Genomic DNA, 18,538 nt, shown 5'->3' on the forward strand with positions numbered 1-18,538 from the left:
TGGAAGGATGATGGAGATTGAGCGAGACACTGTCGAAGAAAGACGTAATCTATGCGTTCAGCAGCGAACATCAGCCGGTGAAAAAAGTGGACGCCGGCACGACCATTGAAATCGAAACGTATGACTGCTTCAAAGACCAGGTGCAGTCACCGGAGACGAAGATCAGCGGCATCGACTGGGATGCCATCAATCCTGCGACCGGTCCTATCTACGTGAATGGCGCAGAACCTGGTGATGTCCTGAAAGTGACCATCAAGAAGCTCGAGATCGGGAATCAGGGTGTCATGGCGACTGGTCCAGATCTCGGCGTGATGGGCCATCGGCTGACGGAACTCGAATCGAAGATCATTCCGATCGAAAACAACCGGGCGAAATTCAACGACAAACTGTCGCTTCCGCTCAATCCGATGATCGGTGTGATCGGCGTAGCGCCTGCAGGTGATCCAGTCTCCTGCGGAACACCGGGATCTCACGGCGGCAACATGGATACGAAACTGATCACGGAAGGCGCAGTCCTGTACTTTCCAGTTTCCGCGCAAGGCGCGCTGTTCGCACTCGGCGACTTCCATGCGGCGATGGGCGACGGGGAAGTCTGCGTATCGGGCATTGAAGTGCCGGGCCGCGCCACGGTTACGCTAGATGTCGTGAAACAGACGGAGATCCGCCATCCGCTGCTTGAAAACGAGAGCGGCTTTACGTATCTTGTCTCCGCCAATACACTCGATGAGGCAGTGAAGACAGCCGTGGAAGAGACTGCGGATCTGCTTGCAGACCGGACAGGCTTGAGTCTGGCCGATGTGACGATGCTGCTCAGTGCAGTCGGGCAGGTGCAGGTGAGCCAGGTCGTCGATCCGCTCGTCACTGTCCGCTGCTTCGTGCCGCGATACGTGCTGGAGACGTATGGGGCTGTGCTGTTTACAGGGGAATGATTGAAGAAGGATGCCAGAGCCGCTGGTCGGGCTGGCATCTGTTTCTGTGCAGAAAATGATAGGAGGAACTGTCATGCTCGAATACATACTGGTCTTTCTCGGTGCGGCGGTGCCGGCGCTCGAGATTGCGATCGTCATCCCGGCGGGCATCATCCGTGGCTTGTCGCCGTTCTGGGTGATTCTGCTCGCGTTTGCAGGGAACCTGCTCACGGTGCTGCTGCTGATCCTGCTGTATCAGCGGATCGAACAGTGGTACAGACGCCGGAAAGGGGAAGAAGGGGACGGCCCATCCAAACGGCAGCTGCGCGGCCGGAAGATCATGGACAAATACGGGGTGGCAGGACTTTCGCTCGCTGGGCCGATTCTGATCGGTACGCATATAGCGGCTTTTTTCGCCTTGCTGTTCGGCGCGTCCAAGCGGAAGACGATTCTCTGGATGGCGGCCAGCATCGCGTTCTGGTCACTTGTTTTCGGAATCGCGACAGCGATGGGATTTTCCTTTTTCGTCAAAGATTGAAGACTTTTGTGATGAATGTCAGAATCGGTGCAACGAGGACACCGTAAATAACGAAGATAGCGGCGAACGTACCGAAAATATAGATCATCCGGTGTTTTTCATACGCTTTCGTTTCAGGTGGTTCGATCATATGGAAATTCCGCTTTTTCCCGCACTCCTCGCAGCGGAGCCGAAAGGTCACTTCTTTCGTGACCTCGTACTTATTGAACACGGTTTTCTCCGTGCGGCGTTCCCTCCGCTTGAAGGACAGACCGGATGTTTCGGCATAAGGGATCGTCTTCTTATGCGGGCAGCCGGTGGACTCGAATTGCAGCGCCAGGCCATTGAACCAGCCTTTTTGGCGCAATGTCTTTTTGTACAAAATGATTCCTGCAATCCCGACAATCACGATGGTCAGCGGGAATGCGGAAATCATCAAAATGAGCTTCATAACGGAAATATCCCCTTTTTCATATAGTCTGCAAATCGCTTTTCCCAGTCTAGCAATCAGGGAGGACAATGTCCATACGAGCCATGCAGGGTGAAAGGCGAGTGAATGTTTTCAGTAAGAAACCCATTTGAAGAAAAAGAGAGAAATTAATTTCGTAAATCGATTGACATTGAAAAAATAATCGTTTACCATTGTTTTCAGCATAAATAAAGTCATTCTTATTAGTAGCCGCGGAGACGAGGGGTCGACGATGCGGTGGCAAATCTGTCCGGAAACGCCGGGCAGGGCGCCCAACCTGAGCGCAGTTCCGTTAAAGGGCTGTGAACAATAAGAGGATAAGCAGCTGATGCAGATCGAAGCTTTCCTTAGGTTGTAGGGAGAGCTTTTTTTGTGCTCCAAAACACATTTTTTGTAAGGAGCGGATAACAATGGCTGAACAGATTTTATTTACATCGGAGTCGGTGTCGGAAGGGCATCCTGACAAAATTGCAGACCAGATCTCAGATGCGGTACTGGATGCGGCGCTTGCACAAGATCCGTTTTCACGGGTGGCCTGCGAAGTGTTCACAACGACAAACACGGTCATCGTCGGCGGGGAAATCACGACGAACGCCGTTTTGGATATAGAAGGGATTTCCCGGCGCACACTGCTGGACATCGGTTATACAAATGACGAACTCGGCATCGACGGCAGTTCATGCAATGTGCAGGTGCTCGTGCACACGCAGTCACCGGACATCGCGATGGGGGTCGACACGTCCAGCGACACGAAGGAAATCGGAGCGGGCGACCAGGGCATCATGTTCGGGTTCGCTACGGACGAGACGGACAGCAGTATGCCGCTTGCAATCGAACTGGCGCATGCGCTCGTCAGAAAAGCATCGGTCCTCCGGAAGAACGGCCAGTTCCGCTGGGCGCGTCCGGATATGAAATCCCAAGTGACGATTGACTACACAGCGAAAGAAACGCCGAAAATCCATACGATCCTCATGTCCATCCAGCACGACGGGGACTTCGACAAGGAAGCATTCGAAGCCTATGTGAAAGAGGAGATCATCGGACAGACAGTGGCTGAGTTCGGTTTGAGTGGTGAGTACCGTGTCCTCATCAATCCGACAGGACGGTTTGTCACGGGAGGCCCTCACGGGGATGCAGGCTTGACAGGACGCAAGATCATCGTTGACACATACGGCGGGGCAGCACGCCACGGCGGCGGTGCATTCTCCGGGAAAGACTGCACGAAAGTCGACCGATCAGCGGCCTATGCGGCGCGCTATGTCGCGAAAAATATCGTAGCGGCAGGACTTGCGAACAAGTGTGAGATCCAGCTGTCGTATGCAATCGGCGTGAGTGAGCCGATCAGCATCGCAATCGATACGTTCGGTACAGGCAAAGCGCCGGATGCGGAACTGCTGCGTGCGGTGCGGGAAGTCTTCAATCTGACGCCTGCAGGCATCATCAACATGCTCGATCTCCGGACACCGCGTTATCAGGCGACGGCGGCTTACGGCCATTTCGGACGCACGGAACTCGATCTGCCTTGGGAGCGTAAGGACAAGGCGGAAGCACTGATGCAATCGGTCTTCGGTGCAGTCGGAGCCGGGTGCTGATGACATCCGTCCAAGAGACTGTCAAGGGACGGCCGTGTATCACGCAGCAGGACGCACCCTTGTTGGAGGCATTGACGGCGTATGCCCGCTCCGGTGCTGTGCCGTTTGACGTGCCCGGCCATAAGATGGGGGCGCAGGACACGCCGTTCCGGCAGGCGATCGGGGAACAGGCGCTGAAACTCGACGTCAACTCCATGCCGGAACTCGACTTGCTGAGCCATCCGAAATCTGTGATCCGGGACGCACAGCAGCTCGCGGCGGAGGCATTTGGTGCGGACCATGCATTCTTCCTCGTGAACGGTACGACAACGGGAATCCACGCAATGATCCTCGCTGCCTGTAAGCCGGGCGAGACGCTGATCGTTCCGCGCAACGCGCACAAATCCGTTATGGATGGCATCATCCTGAGCGGCGCTGTCCCTGTGTTCATGCAGCCGGAAGTGGACAGACACTTCGGCATTTCACATGGCGTTTCTGTTGAAAGTGTGGCCGCTGCGCTTGCCGGAAATCCGGAGGCGGCAGCACTGCTGATCACCTACCCGACGTACTTCGGCTCCATGACGGACTTGGCCGCGATCTGCCGGCTTGCCCATGCGGCAGGCGTTGCGGTGCTCGTCGACGCGGCACATGGAGCGCATCTGCGTTTCGTGGACGGTCTGATGGATCCGATCGAAGCAGGAGCCGATCTGGTGACTGCCAGCATGCACAAAACAGGCGGGTCGCTGACACAGAGCTCGCTGCTGCTGCAGCAGGGTGCGCGCATCCCGGCGGAGCGGGTGCAGAAAGTGACCGGCATGCTGCAGTCGACGAGTGCGAGCTATCTGCTCATGAGTTCACTTGACGCAGCCAGAAGGGAACTGGCGCTGCACGGCAGCGGACAATTCCACCGGCTTCAGCCGATTGCGGAAGCGGCAGTGAACGCGATCGAAGCGGGCGGCCGTTATGAAGTGCTCGGCTGCGCGGACACGGAAAGCCGGTTCGGCCAGTCCCACGACTGGACGAAGCTCGTCATCCGGGTGAACGGCCTCGGGCTTACCGGTTTTGAAGTTTACTCACTATTGAAACGACGGTACGGCATACAGATGGAGCTCGCGGAAGGCTATGTGGTCATGGCGGTCCTCACGGCTGCCAATACCGAGGCTTCCATCAGCCGTCTCGTCGCGGCGCTGCAGGAGATTGAACGCGAGGACCGGACGGAGTATGTGCTCCGCTCGGACTGGACGGTTGCAGAAACGGCACCGGCCCTTGCGATGTCCCCGCGGGATGCTTTCTACGCACAGCACGAAACAGTTCATATAAAGGAAGCGGTCGGCCGGATCAGTGCCGATACGCTGATGATCTACCCGCCGGGGATCCCATTGGTCATCCCGGGAGAACGGATCACACATGACGTGATGCAGCAGTACAGCTACTACGAACAAGCCACGGGTGCCGTATTATCCGGTGCGAAAACAGCCGGCAGCGTGACTGTCGTTAAAGGGGGAACCGAACAATGAGTTTGGAATTATCGGCGCTTGGCCGCCACGTATTGATCGAGTATTATGGATGCCCGAGTGAGATTATCGAGAATAACAAAGTGATTGAGCAGTTCATGAAGGAAGCGGCGGATTACTCCGGTGCGACAATCGTGGAGTCAGTGTTCCATCACTTCAATCCATACGGTGTCTCAGGCGCAGTCATCATCGCGGAATCCCACCTGACAATCCACACATGGCCGGAATACGGCTTTGCATCGGTTGATGTCTATACATGCGGCGACTCCGTGAGCCCGTGGAAAGCGGCGGAATACCTGGAACAGAAACTGCAGGCGACGAAGACGGAATCATTCGAAGTGCCGCGGGGGATGGTCGAGAAAATCAAGCAGTTCGCAGAGCGGGATATCGAGGAAGTCACTGTGAAGCCGGCGTTGGCGGGTGTCAACGGATGAACTGGTATACCGAGCAGTGGAGCGATGACTGCAAGTTCTCCATCGGCTACCACAAACAGCTGCACAGTGAAAAATCGCCGTTCCAGCAGATCGACTTCTATGAAGGGGACGATTTCGGCACCTTTTTCACACTAGACGGTCTCATGATGGTCAATGAAAAAGATGAATTCATCTATCACGATATGATCGTCCATCCGGCATTTGCGACAAATCCCTCCATTAAGAATGTCCTCGTCATCGGCGGCGGGGATGGCGGAACGGCACGTGAAGTGCTCCGCTACCCTGGGGTCGAACGGGTCGTACTTGCGGAAATCGATGAGCGCGTCTTCCGGCTCTGCCAAGAATACCTGCCCGTGACGGCTGCCGGTGTGGAGGAGGATCCGCGCATGGAACTCGCATTCGGCGACGGGCTCGCCTATGTCCAAAATGCGCCGGATGCGTCATTCGATCTTATCCTCGTCGACTCGACGGATCCCGTATCGGTCGGTGAAGGGCTTTTCACGACGGCGTTCTACCAGGAATGCTACCGGGTGCTGAACGACAAAGGGATCCTCATCAACCAGCATGAGTCCCCGTATTTCGCAGAGTACGCAGACAACATGAAGAAAGCCCGGAGGAAGATCAAAGACATCTTCCCGGTCGCCCGTGTCTATCAATACCATATGCCGACCTATCCATCTGGCCACTGGCTGTTCGGGTTCGCATCGAAAGCGCTCGATCCGCTGAAGGATGCGGAGAAAGACGCCTGGAACGCACTCGGACTGAAGACGAAGTATTACAATACGGACCTCCATTCCGGTGCGTTCGCCCTGCCGAGTTATGTGCGGGAGGCGCTCGACCATGACGAATAAAGAGCTGTGTACGAATGCCTTCATCGGCTGCGAGACGCCGTATGCCGAGGCGGACGTCGTACTGTTCGGTTCGCCATTCGACGGGACGGTCAGTTTCCGGCCGGGCACCCGGTTCGCCGGGCAGGCGATCCGTCCGGATTCCTACGGGCTCGAGACGTACTCGCCGTATTTGGATAAAGACCTCGACAATGTCCGTGTGTTCGACGGCGGTGATCTCGAGCTGCCGTTCGGCAACACGGAACGCGTACTCAAGACGATCGGAGAATACAGCCGCGACGTGCTCGCGGACGGCAAGAAGTTCCTGATGATCGGCGGCGAGCATCTCGTGAGCCTGCCGGCGATCCGGGCGGCGTATGAGCGGTACCCGGATCTGCACGTCATCCACATCGACGCGCATACCGACCTGCGGGATGACTACATGGGCGAACCGCTGTCGCACGCCTCTGTCATCCGCCGCTGCCATGATTTCCTCGGCGACGGCCGGATCTTCCAGTTCGGCATCCGGTCGGGCATGAAGAGCGAGTTCGAGTGGGCAAAGGAACACACCCATCTCGAGAAGTTCACGCTAGATACGCTTGCGGAGATGGTCGATGAACTGCGCGGCAAACCGGTCTATGTGACGATCGATCTCGACGTGCTCGACCCGGGCACCTTCCCGGGCACCGGAACGCCGGAACCCGGCGGCATCACATTCCGTGAGCTGCTGACGGCGATCGGCGAGCTGCAGGGCTTATCGAACATTGTCGCAGCAGACGTAGTCGAGCTGTCCCCGCAGTACGATCCGTCGGGGGCTTCGACGGCCGCTGCCTGTAAGACGATCCGCGAGATGCTCCTGACCTTATGTGACTGACACAAAAAAACCCGCACAGCCGGCTTCCGGTGTGCGGGTTTTCATTTACAAAAAGAGGCCCATACCCAGGTAGATGAGTGCGCCGATCCCGCCCACAACAAGGCAATATGGGATCTGCGTCCGCACGTGGTCGATGTGATCGACCGCCGCGCCTGTGGAGGCCAGGATGGTCGTATCGGACAGCGGCGAGCAATGGTCTCCGAAGACGCCACCGCCTGCGACAGCAGCGACCGTCGCAAGGACGAGTGTCGTGATGTCGCCGCCCGCGAACTGGATGGCGACCGGGACGGCGATCGGAATTCAGATGTCGTACGTTCCCCAAGAAGACCCTGTCGAGAATGAGATCAGACCGGCCAGCAGGAAAGTCAGCACCGGCAGCAGTCCCGGGCTCAGCCACGATTCGGAAATGCTGACCAGGTATTCCGCTGTGCCCATCTGCTCGCTCAGCGCGTTGATGGTGTAGGCGAAGATGAGGATCATGACAGCCGGCATGATCCCTTTGATGCCGCTGATGGCGGTATCCATGATGTCGGATGTCGGGATGCCCTGGATCCGCATGACGAAGCCGAGCACGACGATGGCAGCAAGGAACGCTTCCATCGTCTTTGTCGTGCCGAGGGCGAAGAACGTACCCATCGCAATGCCGACGATGATGATGACGGGCAGGAAGAAGTTCCAGAAAATGCTGAGTGTGCGATCTTTGGAAAACGGCCGGATATCTGTCAACTCTTTGGAAACAATCGGCTTGGATCCGTCGCGGATGACTTTGCCTTCTTTCATGGCACGCTCCTCTGCGGTTTTCATCGGACCGAAGTCTTTCAGGATGCCGGAAGCGATGAGTCCGACCATGAGGATAGAGAGAATGGCATAGAAGTTGAACGGGATGGACTTGGTGAAGACGGACATCGCAGCGACTTCACTGTCGATCGGTCCCATGCTCATCAGGAGCCCGGCGATGAAAACCGCCCAGCCGGTGAACGGGACGATGACGGCCATCGGAGCGGACGTCGAGTCACATATGTAGGCAAGCTTTTCGCGCGAGATCCTGGCCCGATCCGTGATCTTGCGCATAGTCGTACCGACAAAAACAGGACTGAAGGAGTCGCTGAAGAACACGAACATCCCCATTCCCCACGTACTCATTTCCACCTTCTTCCGCGTCATCTTCCGGCGCTCCGCAAGTTTCGCGAAACTGTCGATGGCACCAGTGCGCTGGAAGAACGCGATCAGAACACCGATGAACAGCTCCAACAAAAAAATCCAGGCAAAGTCTTCGTTGCCCAGCGACGTTTTCATGAGGTCCGGAAAGCCGAGTAGCCCGTCCCCGTTCAGCAGCACCCCGATCACACAGGCGGCGGCCAATGCCAAAATCGTATTGCGCGTCACGAACGCCAGCGTGACGGCGATGACTGGCGGAATGATTGATAAGATCCCCAATAGCAGTTCCTGCCTTTCTCCCTGTCTGTAGGACAATATTATAAAAACTCTCATTATTTTCCCTATTCTCTCAGATTTAAACAAGTATTCTGACAGGACATCGCAAAAAAAGACCGGCCCCTTGGCAGCAGAGGCCGGTCTTTGACAATTCGATTCAGTTTACTTCTGCAACAGCAGCCGGTGCGGCGACCGGTGATTTGGCGCTGGCTTTGTGCGACAACGTCAGCATGAAGCCGAATGAGACAAGGAACAGGATCGCCAGGTAGACCATTGCGACAGTCATGCTGTAGTGCTGAAGGATGTAGCCGACGAGGATCGGCGACAATCCGCCTGCTGCCCGGCCGAAGTTGAAAATCGTGTTTGTTGCGGTCGTACGGATTTCAACAGGGTAGAAGCTGCTGATGAGCGCCCCGTAGCCTGCGAACATGCCGTTTGAGAAGAATCCGACGATGGCACCGCCGATCAGGACACCCGCTGCGCCGGCAGCGAAGCTGTACAGGAAGACGGCAGCGGCAGACGCGAGCAGGAAGATGCCGTATGCCTTCTTCGCGCCAAGCCGATCCATGATCTGCCCGAACGTCAGCATGCCGGCGATCATTCCGACGGCCGTGCTGATCGTCCAGATGGCGGAGCTGGAGACGGACAGACCCTGCGACTGCTGCAGCATGGACGGCAGCCAGATCATGAGGCCGTTGTAGCCGGCGATCTGTACGGTTGCCATGACGGCGAGCGCGATGGTGGTAAAGGCGATCCGCGGAGAGGCGACGAGCAGGCGCAATTTTCCTGCGTCCTTTTTCGTTTGCGCTTTTTTCATTTTCTGCGCGGCGAGCCATTCCGGCGACTCCTTCAGGTTGCGGCGTACGAAGAATGCGAAGATGACCGGGATGATCCCGACGAAGAACAATGCACGCCAGCCGAATGCCGGCAGAATGAGTGCGCTCAGCAGAGCAGCCAGGATGACGCCGTATTGCGCGCCGACGCTGACATAGGAGGACGCACGGCCCTGTTTGTTCTTCGGCCATGCTTCCGCGACGAGCGCCATGCCGATACCATACTCACCACCGGCGCCAAGCCCGGCGATGAAGCGGTAGATGTAGATCTGTTCAATGTTCGTGGCGAGACCGGTCAGTGCTGTGCCGAGGGCGAACAGCAGGATGCTGTACGTGAACACTTTCACACGGCCGAATTTGTCGGCCAGAATGCCGAAGACGACGCCGCCGAGCAGCATGCCGATATTGGTGACAGAGGAGATGAGTCCGCCGGTGGCGAAGTCGATGCCGAAGTCCGCGATGATCATCGTCATCGCGAATGAGATGAACATGATATCCATGCCTTCGAGGGTGAGACCGGCGACTGAAGCGACAACTGTTTTCTTTTGATAATTCATGTGGGGTTCCGCCTTCCTGTTATGGGATATCCAGAAGAATGGAACCGCAGCTGCCTGCGATGGCCATCCTCTTTCTGCGTCTCACGGGACGCGGGTTAAAAGAGTGCCGCACGTGCACGAAAAAAAGCCCTGACCGTCGACAGAGGACGGTCAGGGCAGACTACAGCAAAATATAGAGAACAGGGTGATCCTGTCTCGCAGTCCGATTCCCTTTCCGGCCTCTCTGGACCGTGTTAAAGGAGCAATTTAATTGTTTTCATCCTACCAGACGGATTGCCGGAGCACAACTGTTTTTTCTTGAACTCCTGTAAGTTTGAGTTTTCTGGCATCCAGCGAGCGCGGGAAATTGTGTCCGGATGCCGATAAATTCGGCGAAGTGTCCGATAACGGCGCTGAAGTGTCCGATATCCATGCGCGTTTGTCCGATATCTCCAGCCAAATGTCCGATACTTCACACGAAACGTCCGATACCGCCCGGCAGCCGCAGTCCTGAATGCCCCCCCCCCCCCCCCCCCGCAAGCAGGAGCGCCCCTGTCATCCGCCGCACTATGATACACTCTCCACAACGACGGAAAGGAGTGGAGTTCCATGAAACAACTGACAGGGAAGACCGCCATCGTCACCGGGGCGAGCGGCGGGATCGGGGAAGGGATTGCCCGGGAGCTCGCCGCACAAGGGGCGAACGTCGTGATCGCTGCGCGCAGTGAGGACAAATTGATGGCGATCGCTGAACAGCTCGTGCAAGCGGGCGGATCCGTCCATGCCGTGAAGACGGATGTCGCGAGCCGGGACGAAGTCGAAGCGCTTGCCGCCGAGGCGGCGGACCGGTTCGGAGGGGTCGACTTTTATGTTAACAATGCCGGCCAGGTGCTCGAAGGCACGGTCCGTTCGGGCAAAACAGACGAGTGGGAGCAGATGATCGACGTCAATGTCAAAGGCGTGCTGTACGGCGTCAATGCTGTCCTGCCCGCGATGCTCGCAAAAGGCAGCGGCCACATCATCAATATCGCCTCCGTATCCGGAACCGAAGTGACCAAGACGAGCACCGTGTACAGCGCGACGAAGTTCGCTGTGCGGGCCATCTCGATGGGACTGGAGAAGGAGCTCGCGAAAACCGGCGTCCGTGTCACCAACATCTCGCCGGGTATGGTCGACACACGGCTTGGTGAGCAATACGACTGGGGCGAGCGGAAGAAGCTGCAGACCGCGGATATTGCAAAGGCGGTCGTGTACGCCGTCACACAGCCCGATTATGTCAATGTGAATGAAATCACGATTCGGCCCGTCTGACGGCGCCCGATCCATCACGAAAACCCGCATGCCCCGTCACTCCGGGATATGCGGGTTTTCCTATTCTTTAAGCAGGTACCGGTTTTTTCACCAGGCCGAGCAGAACAGCCGAGACAACCGCACCGATAATTACCGACAGGAGGTAGAGCATCCAGCTGCCGTCGACAAGCGGGAAGACGAACACGCCGCCATGCGGTGCCTGCAGTCCGATATTGAACGCCATCGACAGGCCGCCTGCGATTCCGGCGCCTGCCATGACACACGGGATGACACGGAGCGGATCGGCAGCAGCGAACGGGATTGCCCCTTCGGTGATGAACGACAGTCCCATGATGTAGTTCACTTTCCCGGCTTCCCGCTGCTGCTGGGAATACTTGCGCCGGAACACCGTCGTCGAAATCGCGATGGCGAGCGGCGGTACCATCCCGCCGGCCATGATGGCCGCCATCGGCTCATACACACCGCTTGCAATCAGTCCGGTACCGAACAGGTAGGCCGCTTTGTTGATGGGCCCGCCCATGTCGATTGCCATCATGAGGCCGAGGACGACGCCGAGCAGGACGGCATTGCCTGTGCCAAGACCCGTCAGCCATGCGGAGATTGCCGTGTTCAAGGCACTGAACGGGGTATTGACGACGTAATGCATGATCAGGCCGGTGATCGCGATACCGAGCAGCGGATAGAGCAGGATCGTCTTGATGCCGTTCAGGGAAGCCGGCATCGGCGCGAGCCACTTCTTCAGCCCGACGACGAGGTACCCGCCGAGGAAACCTGCAATGATGCCGCCAAGGAAGCCGGCATTGCTAGTCGCAGCCATCAGTCCGCCGACCATGCCGGGTGCGAAACCGGGACGATCCGCGATGCTCATCGCGATGAACCCGGCCAAGACCGGAATCATGAGGGTGAACGCATTGCCCCCGCCGATCGTATTGAGCGCAGCTGCAAACGAGTTGTACGTGGGATCATTCGGATCAGCCGAGTTCGGACCGAACAGGAAGCCGAGCGCAATCAGGATCCCGCCGCCGATAACGAACGGCAGCATATTGGACACGCCGCTCATGAGATGCTTGTAGATCGTCGCCCCGATGCCTTTCTTCCCGGCACCTTCAGCAGCTCCTTCACCATCGCCGGCTTGCTGCCGATAGACGGGAGCGTCCTGTTTCACCGCCCGCTCGAGAAGCTCCTTCGGCTTGCGGATGCCTTCCGCGACCGGAACTTCGATGACATGCTTCCCGGCGAAGCGGCCCATGGAGACATTCGTGTCGGCCGCGACGATGACGGCGGTTGCCCGCTCGATCTCTTCAGCAGTCAGGATATTCTGCGCGCCGCCGGAGCCGTTCGTCTCCACCTTGAACGGGATACCCAGTTCTGCGGCTTTGTTCTTCAGGGAATCGGCGGACATATACGTATGCGCAATGCCGGTCGGGCAGGCCGTGACAGCGACGACGAACGGTTTGCTGCTGTCTGCAGGCACTTCCGCTGCCGGCTGTTCCTGCGGCTGCTCATCAGGTTCATCATGCGCATCGATCAGCGCCAGCACTTCGTCTTTCGAAACGGCTGAAAGGAGCTCGGCACGCACCTTCTCGTTCATCAGGACGGTCGACAGGCGTGCGAGCGCTTTCAAATGCATGCGGTTCGCGCCATCCTCCGCGGCGATCATGAAGAACAGATGTGCAGGCTGCCCATCCAATGACTCATAATCCGCGCCGGCAAGCGACCGCCCAAAAGCGATGGCCGGTGTCCGGACGGCCGCCGTCTTCGCATGCGGGATGGCGACACCATCTCCGATCCCGGTGGTCGTCTGGGCTTCCCGTGCCAGGATCGCCTCTTTGAAAGCGGCCGGATCGGCAAGTTTACCAGCCCGGTCGAGCACGCCGGTCAGTTCGTCGATGACCGCCTGTTTTCCTGTCCCTTTCAGATCGAGCTCAATCGTCTCAGCTGTCAGCAGTTCTGTAATCCTCATTTCCTGTCCCCTCCTTCAAATTGGGTGACCGTGATCCGCGGTATGAGAGCGGCCGCTTCCTCCGCCGTACAAAGTCGATCCGAGAATGCTGTGGCACTGCCTGCCGCAATGCCGGCACGGAATGCTTCGGCAGCCGACTTTCCGGCGGTCGCGGCCGCGAGGAATCCGGCCACCATCGAGTCGCCTGCACCGACAGATCCGCGAACCCGGCCGGCCGGCGCATTTGCAAGGTATGTCTCTTCGGCGCTGACGTACACGGCGCCTTCACCGGCGAGCGAGACGATCACCTGTTCAGCCCCTTCATCGATGAGCGTCCGGGCATGGAGCGCTGCCTCTTCCTTCGTCCGGATGGCCGTCCCGATGAGCGCGGCAAGCTCGTGATGGTTCGGTTTGACGAGCAGTGGTCTGTATTTCAGCGTCTTCCGCAAAGCACTGCCCTCAGCGTCCACAGTGAACCGGCAGCCGGCTGTGCGGCAGATGTCCGCAAGCTGTTCGTATGCGTCCGCCGGCAGGGAAGCCGGGATGCTGCCTGACAGCACCAGCACATCGCCGGCCGCCATGCCGCGCACCTGATCGGCGAGTTTCCGGAACTGCAGCTTACTGATTGCAGGTCCGGCTGCATTGATTTCCGTCTCCTGTCCGGCGCGGATCTTGACATTGACGCGTGTGTCCCCGTCAACGTGGATGAAATCGGAACGGACACCTGAGTGGGCCAGCAGCCGTTCAAGCTCCCGGCCTGTGAAACCGCCCGTAAAACCGAGAGCGGTCGCATCACCGCCGAGGGATGTCAATACTTGGGCGACATTGATGCCTTTGCCGCCCGGCAGATATCGGGCTTCCGCCGCTCGGTTCAGCGAGCCGGCAGCCAGTGAATCGAATGAAAGCAGGTAGTCGAGTGATGGATTGAGTGTCACTGTATAGATCATGGGGAAGTCACCATCCGTTTCAGGGATTCCGGGAATGATTGCAGCGTTTCCAGACTGCCGTGCGTCGACAGGACCGTCACCTCATCCAGTTCTGCAAAACGGGCGAACGAAACTTCGAAGAATTTCGAAGGGTCCGCAAGTGCATACGCTTCACGGGAGAGCGACAGCGCCATCTCCTTGACGGCCGCTTCCTCTTCGTCCGGCGTGGTCAGCCCATATTCCGGATGCAGAGCATTCACGCCGAGGAAGCATTTATCGAACCGGTATCGGGCAAGTGCAGAGAGTGCTCCGCGGCCGATCAGTGCCTTGGTGGACGGCTTAGCGGTGCCGCCGGTCAAAATCGTCTTACAGCCCGCCTCCAGCAAGGCGTCCAGATGGGTGATTCCGTTGGTCACCACGGTGATGGCCGGCGGCAGATGACGGATCATTTCATAGACGGTGGAGCCGGCGTCCAGGTAGATCGTATCGTCCGGCTGTACGAGTGAAGCGGCAAGGCGTCCGATGCTCTGTTTTTCCTGAAGGTTTTTGGAGGTTTTCTCGGCCATCGATGATTCTGCCAGTTTCCCTTGCAGACGTGAAGCACCGCCATGCACCCGTTTCAGCCGCTTCCGGTGCTCCAGCTCGATCAGATCCCGCCGGATGGTCGATTCCGACGCTCCGATATTCTCTATCAGTTCCTGGAGGCGGATGACCGGGCGTTCCTCGAGGAGCTGCAAAATCTTTTTGTGACGTTCCTGTTCCAGCATTCCGGGTCCCTCCTTCATGGGTTACCTGCTGATCCTGCCTCTATTATATCCATGGAAAGTTCAGAAATCAATCTTTTGCGATCAAAAACGTTCAAAAACATTCAAATTATTTTACCGGTAAACTAGTTCGTTTTTCGAAATAGTTATTGACGCAAACGGATAAGTTTGATAAAATTGCCCAATCATTCGACATGAAACGACATCGGCGATGCAGCTGGAATTTTGCGGCCGCTGGTGCTGTGCCGAGTGTCTGAACGCGCGTGCAGGCGGGCATACTGCTGAACAGCGGCAGCCGTGCCGATCCGCCGGGAAAAGAATGATAAATATCTTGGCAGCGTGTGTTCATCCTGTAAAACAGGGTAAAGGATAAATAACTTTGCTGCTTGCCGGCAGACCGGCCAAGCGCAGCAGGAAGGGGAGGAAGAAGATGAACTTAGCAGCAATCGGAGTACCCGGGCTCATTATTATCTTGGTTATCGTACTGATTTTGTTCGGTCCCCGCAAATTGCCGGAAGTCGGTTCCGCAGTCGGCAAGACGCTTGCGGAGTTCAAGAAATCCGCAAAAGATATCATGGATGATGATGAAAAGGCAGATGTGAAGAAACCCGCTGAAACAGAGAAGTAGGTGATACGATGAAGCCGAAAAACGAGGACACTCATAACCGGGCAAGCACAGAGGATCAATTGAACCAAAAGGACGCGGAAATCACTGCCGAGCTGAAATCTGAGGCGCTGGACGAGCAGGAACAGAAAACTCCGGCCGTCCCATATACGGATGAGAATGGCTATCCGACCAACATCCCTCCGGATCGTTCACCGGAAGGGCCTGGCGACGATGAGTCGAATTTGGTCGAGCATCTGACGGAACTCAGGAAGCAGCTCATTAAGAGTGTGGCCGTATTCCTGCTGTTCTTCGTGGCCACATTCAGTACCATCAACTTATGGTTCCCATACGTTACAAGGGGCTATAAGCTGATCGTGCTCAGTCCGATGGAAGTTGTGTCGTTCTACACAACTATCTCGGCGGCTCTCGCCTTTGGGCTGTCGGTGCCGTTTCTCTGCCATTTCCTCTGGCAGTTCGTGAAACCGGGCCTTACGGAGAAAGAAAGCCGTTTTCTGAGCTTGTACTCGCCGGTCATCTTCCTGCTGTTCGCAGGCGGCCTTGCGTTCGGTTACTTTGTCGTCAATCCGCTCAGCTATAATTTTCTTATCACCCTCGGGAAGATGAATTTCGATGTCATGGTAACTGCACAGGAATACGCACGCTTTCTCCTGATGACCACCATGCCGATCGGACTGCTGTTTGAACTGCCGGTCGTCGCGCTGTTCTTATCGGCCATCGGTATTCTGACATCAGGCACATTGAAGAAGGTCAGGAAATGGTCGTACATCATACTGGCCGTCGTGTCAGCCCTGATCACACCGCCGGACTTTTTCAGCCAGCTGATCATCCTCATACCGATGATCGCCTTATATGAAGCCAGTATCTTTCTCGTCACCCGGACCGAGCGCCGGGTTGCCGAAGCGGATGCTGTTTAATCGCACTGGGCTATTGGCTCAGTGTTTTTTTGTATGCTGTCACGATATCGAAATAATTTTTCTCCTTTTTGAAGAACATTGAGCAGCCCTCATCGTCTTTTAGATAGTTAAGTGTTAAAATTACTGTTTGAAATTCAAAGCGGCAGTACATCATTCAACTATTGATGGAGAGGAAATCACAGATGGACAAAAAGAAAATCATTGGGGACACATTACTATTTGGGGGGATCATGGCGTATATCCTGCTGTTCGGCCAGCTCTTCGGCCAGCAGAATATCCTGATCGGCGTATCCACGATCACTGCGATGCTCATGCTGCTGGAACGGGACCTCACCATCCATCCGGTGGCCAACACCGTGAAATTTGCAGGGCTCAACTTGCTGACGGGGCTCGCTGCGTTCGCGGCGGGGTTCTCGGTATGGGCAGCTGTGCCGATCCATTTCGTCATGATGTTCATCATCAGCTACACGCTGATCTTTAATCTGAAAAATCCGCTGTACTTGCCGTTCTCGCTGCAGTATCTGTTCCTGCTGGCAATCCCGGTGACAGCATCCGAATTGCCGCTTCGACTCGTTGCTCTTGTCGCAGGAGCTGTCTCGATCATGGGGCTGCAGATGCTCGCAAACCGGAAGCGGCTGACGAAGAATAGCGACCCGCTGGTCAAGACAATCTGTACGGCGTTGATTTCGAAAATGGATAAAAAGATTGCAGGGGAAGCGGCGGATGATGAAAACGAAAACATCCGGAAATCGATCGGCTCCCTCCGTTCCATGATTTACGATCAGCGGGAGGAAGATTACTATCTGACCGAGGAAGGACGCCTTCGCCTCAATATCTCAGCAGCCCTCGAGAAAATCGATACCTTGCTCGACTCTCTGGAACCGCGGCATGATGCAGGCGGGGTCGTTGCGAATGTCCGTGCGCTGCTCAGTCATATCGCGGACAGTGAAGGGAAGGTGATCGACGCAGCCGCCATAAGCCGGGAGTCCGAGCAGATTCTGGAGAGCTACCGTTCCAATCCGCCGGAATCCTCCGTCCAGCTGAGATTGCTGAATAACGTCGATTATTTGACGGACAGCCTGCTGGCCCTTGAGGAGCTGGCACCCGAGATACGGAAGATCACCCGCAAGTTCGAAGAGATACCGCTGAAGTTCAAGAAGCTGACACTCGGTTCCGCACCGAACCATGTGACGTCTCTGAAGCTGTCCTATGCAGTGCGTATGGCGACCGGGATCGCGATTTCAGGCTTCCTCATGGATTATTTCGAACTGGCGGAAGGCCGGTGGATGATGTTTACGGTCCTGTCCGTCATCATCCCGTTCTATGAACAATCCCATAAGAAGATGAGGGACCGGATCTTCGCGACCATTGTCGGTGCGATCCTCGTCTGGATCGTCTTCACCCTCTTTCCGTCGAATCCGGTACGCACCGGTCTGCTGCTACTGGCCGGCTACTTGATGAGTTACGTGAAAGTGTACAGATACAGCACCATCCTCGTGACGTTTTCGGCAATCGGTTCGGTGGCGCTCATCACGAATGAGACGCAGTTCCTGACGGTGGAGCGGCTGCTGATGGTGCTTGCGGGTGTCGGTATCGCACTTCTGGTGAACCGATTCGTCTTCCCGTATAAGTTGACGGATGCCAATGACCATCTGGAGGAGATGTCGACGGATACTCTGACCTCCATGCTGGCGGAGGCCAAAGACGCTGTTGCCGGCCAGACAGCGGCGGGCAGCCACAGTGTGAAGAACCTGCTGATCATCAGCACGATGATCGAAGAGCGGGCGCGTGTCAACCTGCAGACGGCCGGCCAGGAAGCCCCGGATGAACTGTTCGCACCGCGTCGGCTTGCAGCCAATACGATGTACGAGCTGCTGATGTGGAAAGAGCTTCACGGAATACGTCCGGATATGACAGAGCAGGCAGCCGAGATCCTTGCCGGCATGCAAGAGAAGTGGTCGGAGCACAAGTCATTCGCGGAGATGACAGACCAGATCCGGCAGCGCCTTCTGTCCGAACCGGTTCTGGAGAACAAAGTGATCCTCAGTATCTTGATGGAACTGGGGACGAAGTTTGACCGCATTGTGACGGATCGCCTGGATTGGCAACTCAGCCGGCAGGCGTAACGTCAGGGAA

Annotated in this window: 17 protein-coding genes and 1 pseudogene; 12 read left to right on the top strand and 6 right to left on the bottom strand. The window is 56.7% G+C overall.

Annotation, left to right across the window (positions count from 1 at the left end):
* Positions 1–17: 17 nt before the first annotated feature.
* Both QWT68_RS15100 and QWT68_RS15105 read left to right on the top strand, forming a co-directional pair.
* Positions 18–929, top strand: a complete 912-nt coding sequence (locus QWT68_RS15100) for an acetamidase/formamidase family protein (protein ID WP_040285027.1) — start codon at positions 18–20, stop codon at positions 927–929.
* Between the two features lie 73 nt (positions 930–1,002).
* Positions 1,003–1,446: a small multi-drug export protein gene (locus QWT68_RS15105; protein ID WP_040285026.1), complete on the top strand. Its 444-nt coding sequence runs from the start codon at positions 1,003–1,005 to the stop codon at positions 1,444–1,446.
* Here QWT68_RS15105 and QWT68_RS15110 read toward each other — a convergent pair.
* Positions 1,436–1,876, bottom strand: a complete 441-nt coding sequence (locus QWT68_RS15110) for a hypothetical protein (RefSeq protein WP_040285025.1) — start codon at positions 1,874–1,876, stop codon at positions 1,436–1,438. The genes QWT68_RS15105 and QWT68_RS15110 overlap by 11 nt on opposite strands.
* A gap of 428 nt (positions 1,877–2,304) precedes the next feature.
* Between QWT68_RS15110 and metK the strand changes: the two genes are divergently transcribed.
* From metK to speB, 5 genes are read left to right on the top strand one after another with little or no spacing between them, the layout of a single operon-like run.
* Positions 2,305–3,486 (top strand): methionine adenosyltransferase, encoded by a 1,182-nt coding sequence (gene metK / locus QWT68_RS15115; protein WP_290148819.1) that lies wholly within the window; start codon positions 2,305–2,307, stop codon positions 3,484–3,486.
* A complete protein-coding gene (locus tag QWT68_RS15120) occupies positions 3,486–4,982 on the top strand; it encodes an aminotransferase class I/II-fold pyridoxal phosphate-dependent enzyme (RefSeq protein ID WP_290148820.1) in 1,497 nt (498 codons plus the stop codon). Before metK ends, QWT68_RS15120 begins: the two co-directional genes overlap by 1 nt.
* Positions 4,979–5,413 carry an adenosylmethionine decarboxylase gene (gene speD, locus QWT68_RS15125; RefSeq protein WP_179860721.1) on the top strand — a complete coding sequence of 145 codons (435 nt, stop codon included), beginning with the start codon at positions 4,979–4,981 and terminating at the stop codon, positions 5,411–5,413. Before QWT68_RS15120 ends, speD begins: the two co-directional genes overlap by 4 nt.
* The gene (speE, locus tag QWT68_RS15130) at positions 5,410–6,264 is read left to right on the top strand and encodes a polyamine aminopropyltransferase (RefSeq protein ID WP_040285023.1); all 855 of its coding nucleotides are present in this window, start codon (positions 5,410–5,412) and stop codon (positions 6,262–6,264) included. The genes speD and speE overlap by 4 nt, the downstream gene beginning before the upstream one ends.
* On the top strand, positions 6,254–7,114 hold the full coding sequence (gene speB / locus QWT68_RS15135) for an agmatinase (protein ID WP_040285022.1): 861 nt from the start codon (positions 6,254–6,256) through the stop codon (positions 7,112–7,114). Before speE ends, speB begins: the two co-directional genes overlap by 11 nt.
* A 45-nt stretch (positions 7,115–7,159) precedes the next feature.
* Here speB and QWT68_RS15140 read toward each other — a convergent pair.
* Positions 7,160–8,605, bottom strand: a pseudogene (locus QWT68_RS15140) (Na+/H+ antiporter NhaC family protein).
* 100 nt (positions 8,606–8,705) lie between these two features.
* The gene (locus QWT68_RS15145; RefSeq protein ID WP_040285021.1) at positions 8,706–9,938 is read right to left on the bottom strand and encodes an MFS transporter; all 1,233 of its coding nucleotides are present in this window, start codon (positions 9,936–9,938) and stop codon (positions 8,706–8,708) included.
* A 313-nt stretch (positions 9,939–10,251) separates the two neighbouring features.
* Between QWT68_RS15145 and QWT68_RS15150 the strand changes: the two genes are divergently transcribed.
* Positions 10,252–10,431 (top strand): hypothetical protein, encoded by a 180-nt coding sequence (locus QWT68_RS15150; RefSeq protein WP_290148821.1) that lies wholly within the window; start codon positions 10,252–10,254, stop codon positions 10,429–10,431.
* Positions 10,432–10,526: 95 nt separating this feature from the next.
* On the top strand, positions 10,527–11,228 hold the full coding sequence (locus tag QWT68_RS15155; protein WP_040285020.1) for an SDR family oxidoreductase: 702 nt from the start codon (positions 10,527–10,529) through the stop codon (positions 11,226–11,228).
* Positions 11,229–11,295: 67 nt separating this feature from the next.
* Here QWT68_RS15155 and QWT68_RS15160 read toward each other — a convergent pair whose 3' ends face one another.
* Genes QWT68_RS15160 through QWT68_RS15170 form a run of 3 tightly spaced genes read right to left on the bottom strand, consistent with a single transcriptional unit; the run spans position 11,296 to position 14,863 of the window.
* The gene (locus tag QWT68_RS15160) at positions 11,296–13,191 is read right to left on the bottom strand and encodes a PTS fructose transporter subunit IIABC (protein ID WP_040285019.1); all 1,896 of its coding nucleotides are present in this window, start codon (positions 13,189–13,191) and stop codon (positions 11,296–11,298) included.
* Positions 13,188–14,117 (bottom strand): 1-phosphofructokinase, encoded by a 930-nt coding sequence (pfkB, locus tag QWT68_RS15165; protein WP_290148822.1) that lies wholly within the window; start codon positions 14,115–14,117, stop codon positions 13,188–13,190. The genes QWT68_RS15160 and pfkB overlap by 4 nt, the downstream gene beginning before the upstream one ends.
* Positions 14,114–14,863 (bottom strand): DeoR/GlpR family DNA-binding transcription regulator, encoded by a 750-nt coding sequence (locus QWT68_RS15170; protein WP_290148823.1) that lies wholly within the window; start codon positions 14,861–14,863, stop codon positions 14,114–14,116. The genes pfkB and QWT68_RS15170 overlap by 4 nt, the downstream gene beginning before the upstream one ends.
* 427 nt (positions 14,864–15,290) lie before the next feature.
* On the opposite strand from QWT68_RS15170, the gene tatA reads away from it, so the two are divergent.
* From tatA to QWT68_RS15185, 3 genes are all read left to right on the top strand, one after another.
* The gene (gene tatA / locus QWT68_RS15175; RefSeq protein WP_040285155.1) at positions 15,291–15,488 is read left to right on the top strand and encodes a twin-arginine translocase TatA/TatE family subunit; all 198 of its coding nucleotides are present in this window, start codon (positions 15,291–15,293) and stop codon (positions 15,486–15,488) included.
* A gap of 8 nt (positions 15,489–15,496) precedes the next feature.
* On the top strand, positions 15,497–16,402 hold the full coding sequence (gene tatC / locus QWT68_RS15180; protein WP_290148824.1) for a twin-arginine translocase subunit TatC: 906 nt from the start codon (positions 15,497–15,499) through the stop codon (positions 16,400–16,402).
* Positions 16,403–16,584: 182 nt separating this feature from the next.
* Positions 16,585–18,528, top strand: a complete 1,944-nt coding sequence (locus QWT68_RS15185) for an FUSC family protein (protein ID WP_290148825.1) — start codon at positions 16,585–16,587, stop codon at positions 18,526–18,528.
* The last annotated feature ends 10 nt before the right edge of the window (positions 18,529–18,538 follow it).

Origin of the sequence: Sporosarcina trichiuri (genome assembly GCF_030406775.1) — a bacterium.
Lineage (GTDB): Bacteria > Bacillota > Bacilli > Bacillales_A > Planococcaceae > Sporosarcina > Sporosarcina trichiuri.

Excerpts from the sequence above, each read along its gene's own strand:
- QWT68_RS15105 (WP_040285026.1), top strand. The coding sequence starts at position 1,003 with ATGCTCGAATACATACTGGTCTTTCTCGGTGCGGCGGTGCCGGCGCTC.
- QWT68_RS15110 (WP_040285025.1), bottom strand. The coding sequence starts at position 1,876 with ATGAAGCTCATTTTGATGATTTCCGCATTCCCGCTGACCATCGTGATT.
- metK (WP_290148819.1), top strand. The coding sequence starts at position 2,305 with ATGGCTGAACAGATTTTATTTACATCGGAGTCGGTGTCGGAAGGGCAT.
- QWT68_RS15120 (WP_290148820.1), top strand. The coding sequence starts at position 3,486 with ATGACATCCGTCCAAGAGACTGTCAAGGGACGGCCGTGTATCACGCAG.
- speD (WP_179860721.1), top strand. The coding sequence starts at position 4,979 with ATGAGTTTGGAATTATCGGCGCTTGGCCGCCACGTATTGATCGAGTAT.
- speE (WP_040285023.1), top strand. The coding sequence starts at position 5,410 with ATGAACTGGTATACCGAGCAGTGGAGCGATGACTGCAAGTTCTCCATC.
- speB (WP_040285022.1), top strand. The coding sequence starts at position 6,254 with ATGACGAATAAAGAGCTGTGTACGAATGCCTTCATCGGCTGCGAGACG.
- QWT68_RS15145 (WP_040285021.1), bottom strand. The coding sequence starts at position 9,938 with ATGAATTATCAAAAGAAAACAGTTGTCGCTTCAGTCGCCGGTCTCACC.
- QWT68_RS15155 (WP_040285020.1), top strand. The coding sequence starts at position 10,527 with ATGAAACAACTGACAGGGAAGACCGCCATCGTCACCGGGGCGAGCGGC.
- QWT68_RS15160 (WP_040285019.1), bottom strand. The coding sequence starts at position 13,191 with ATGAGGATTACAGAACTGCTGACAGCTGAGACGATTGAGCTCGATCTG.
- pfkB (WP_290148822.1), bottom strand. The coding sequence starts at position 14,117 with ATGATCTATACAGTGACACTCAATCCATCACTCGACTACCTGCTTTCA.
- QWT68_RS15170 (WP_290148823.1), bottom strand. The coding sequence starts at position 14,863 with ATGCTGGAACAGGAACGTCACAAAAAGATTTTGCAGCTCCTCGAGGAA.
- tatA (WP_040285155.1), top strand. The coding sequence starts at position 15,291 with ATGAACTTAGCAGCAATCGGAGTACCCGGGCTCATTATTATCTTGGTT.
- tatC (WP_290148824.1), top strand. The coding sequence starts at position 15,497 with ATGAAGCCGAAAAACGAGGACACTCATAACCGGGCAAGCACAGAGGAT.
- QWT68_RS15185 (WP_290148825.1), top strand. The coding sequence starts at position 16,585 with ATGGACAAAAAGAAAATCATTGGGGACACATTACTATTTGGGGGGATC.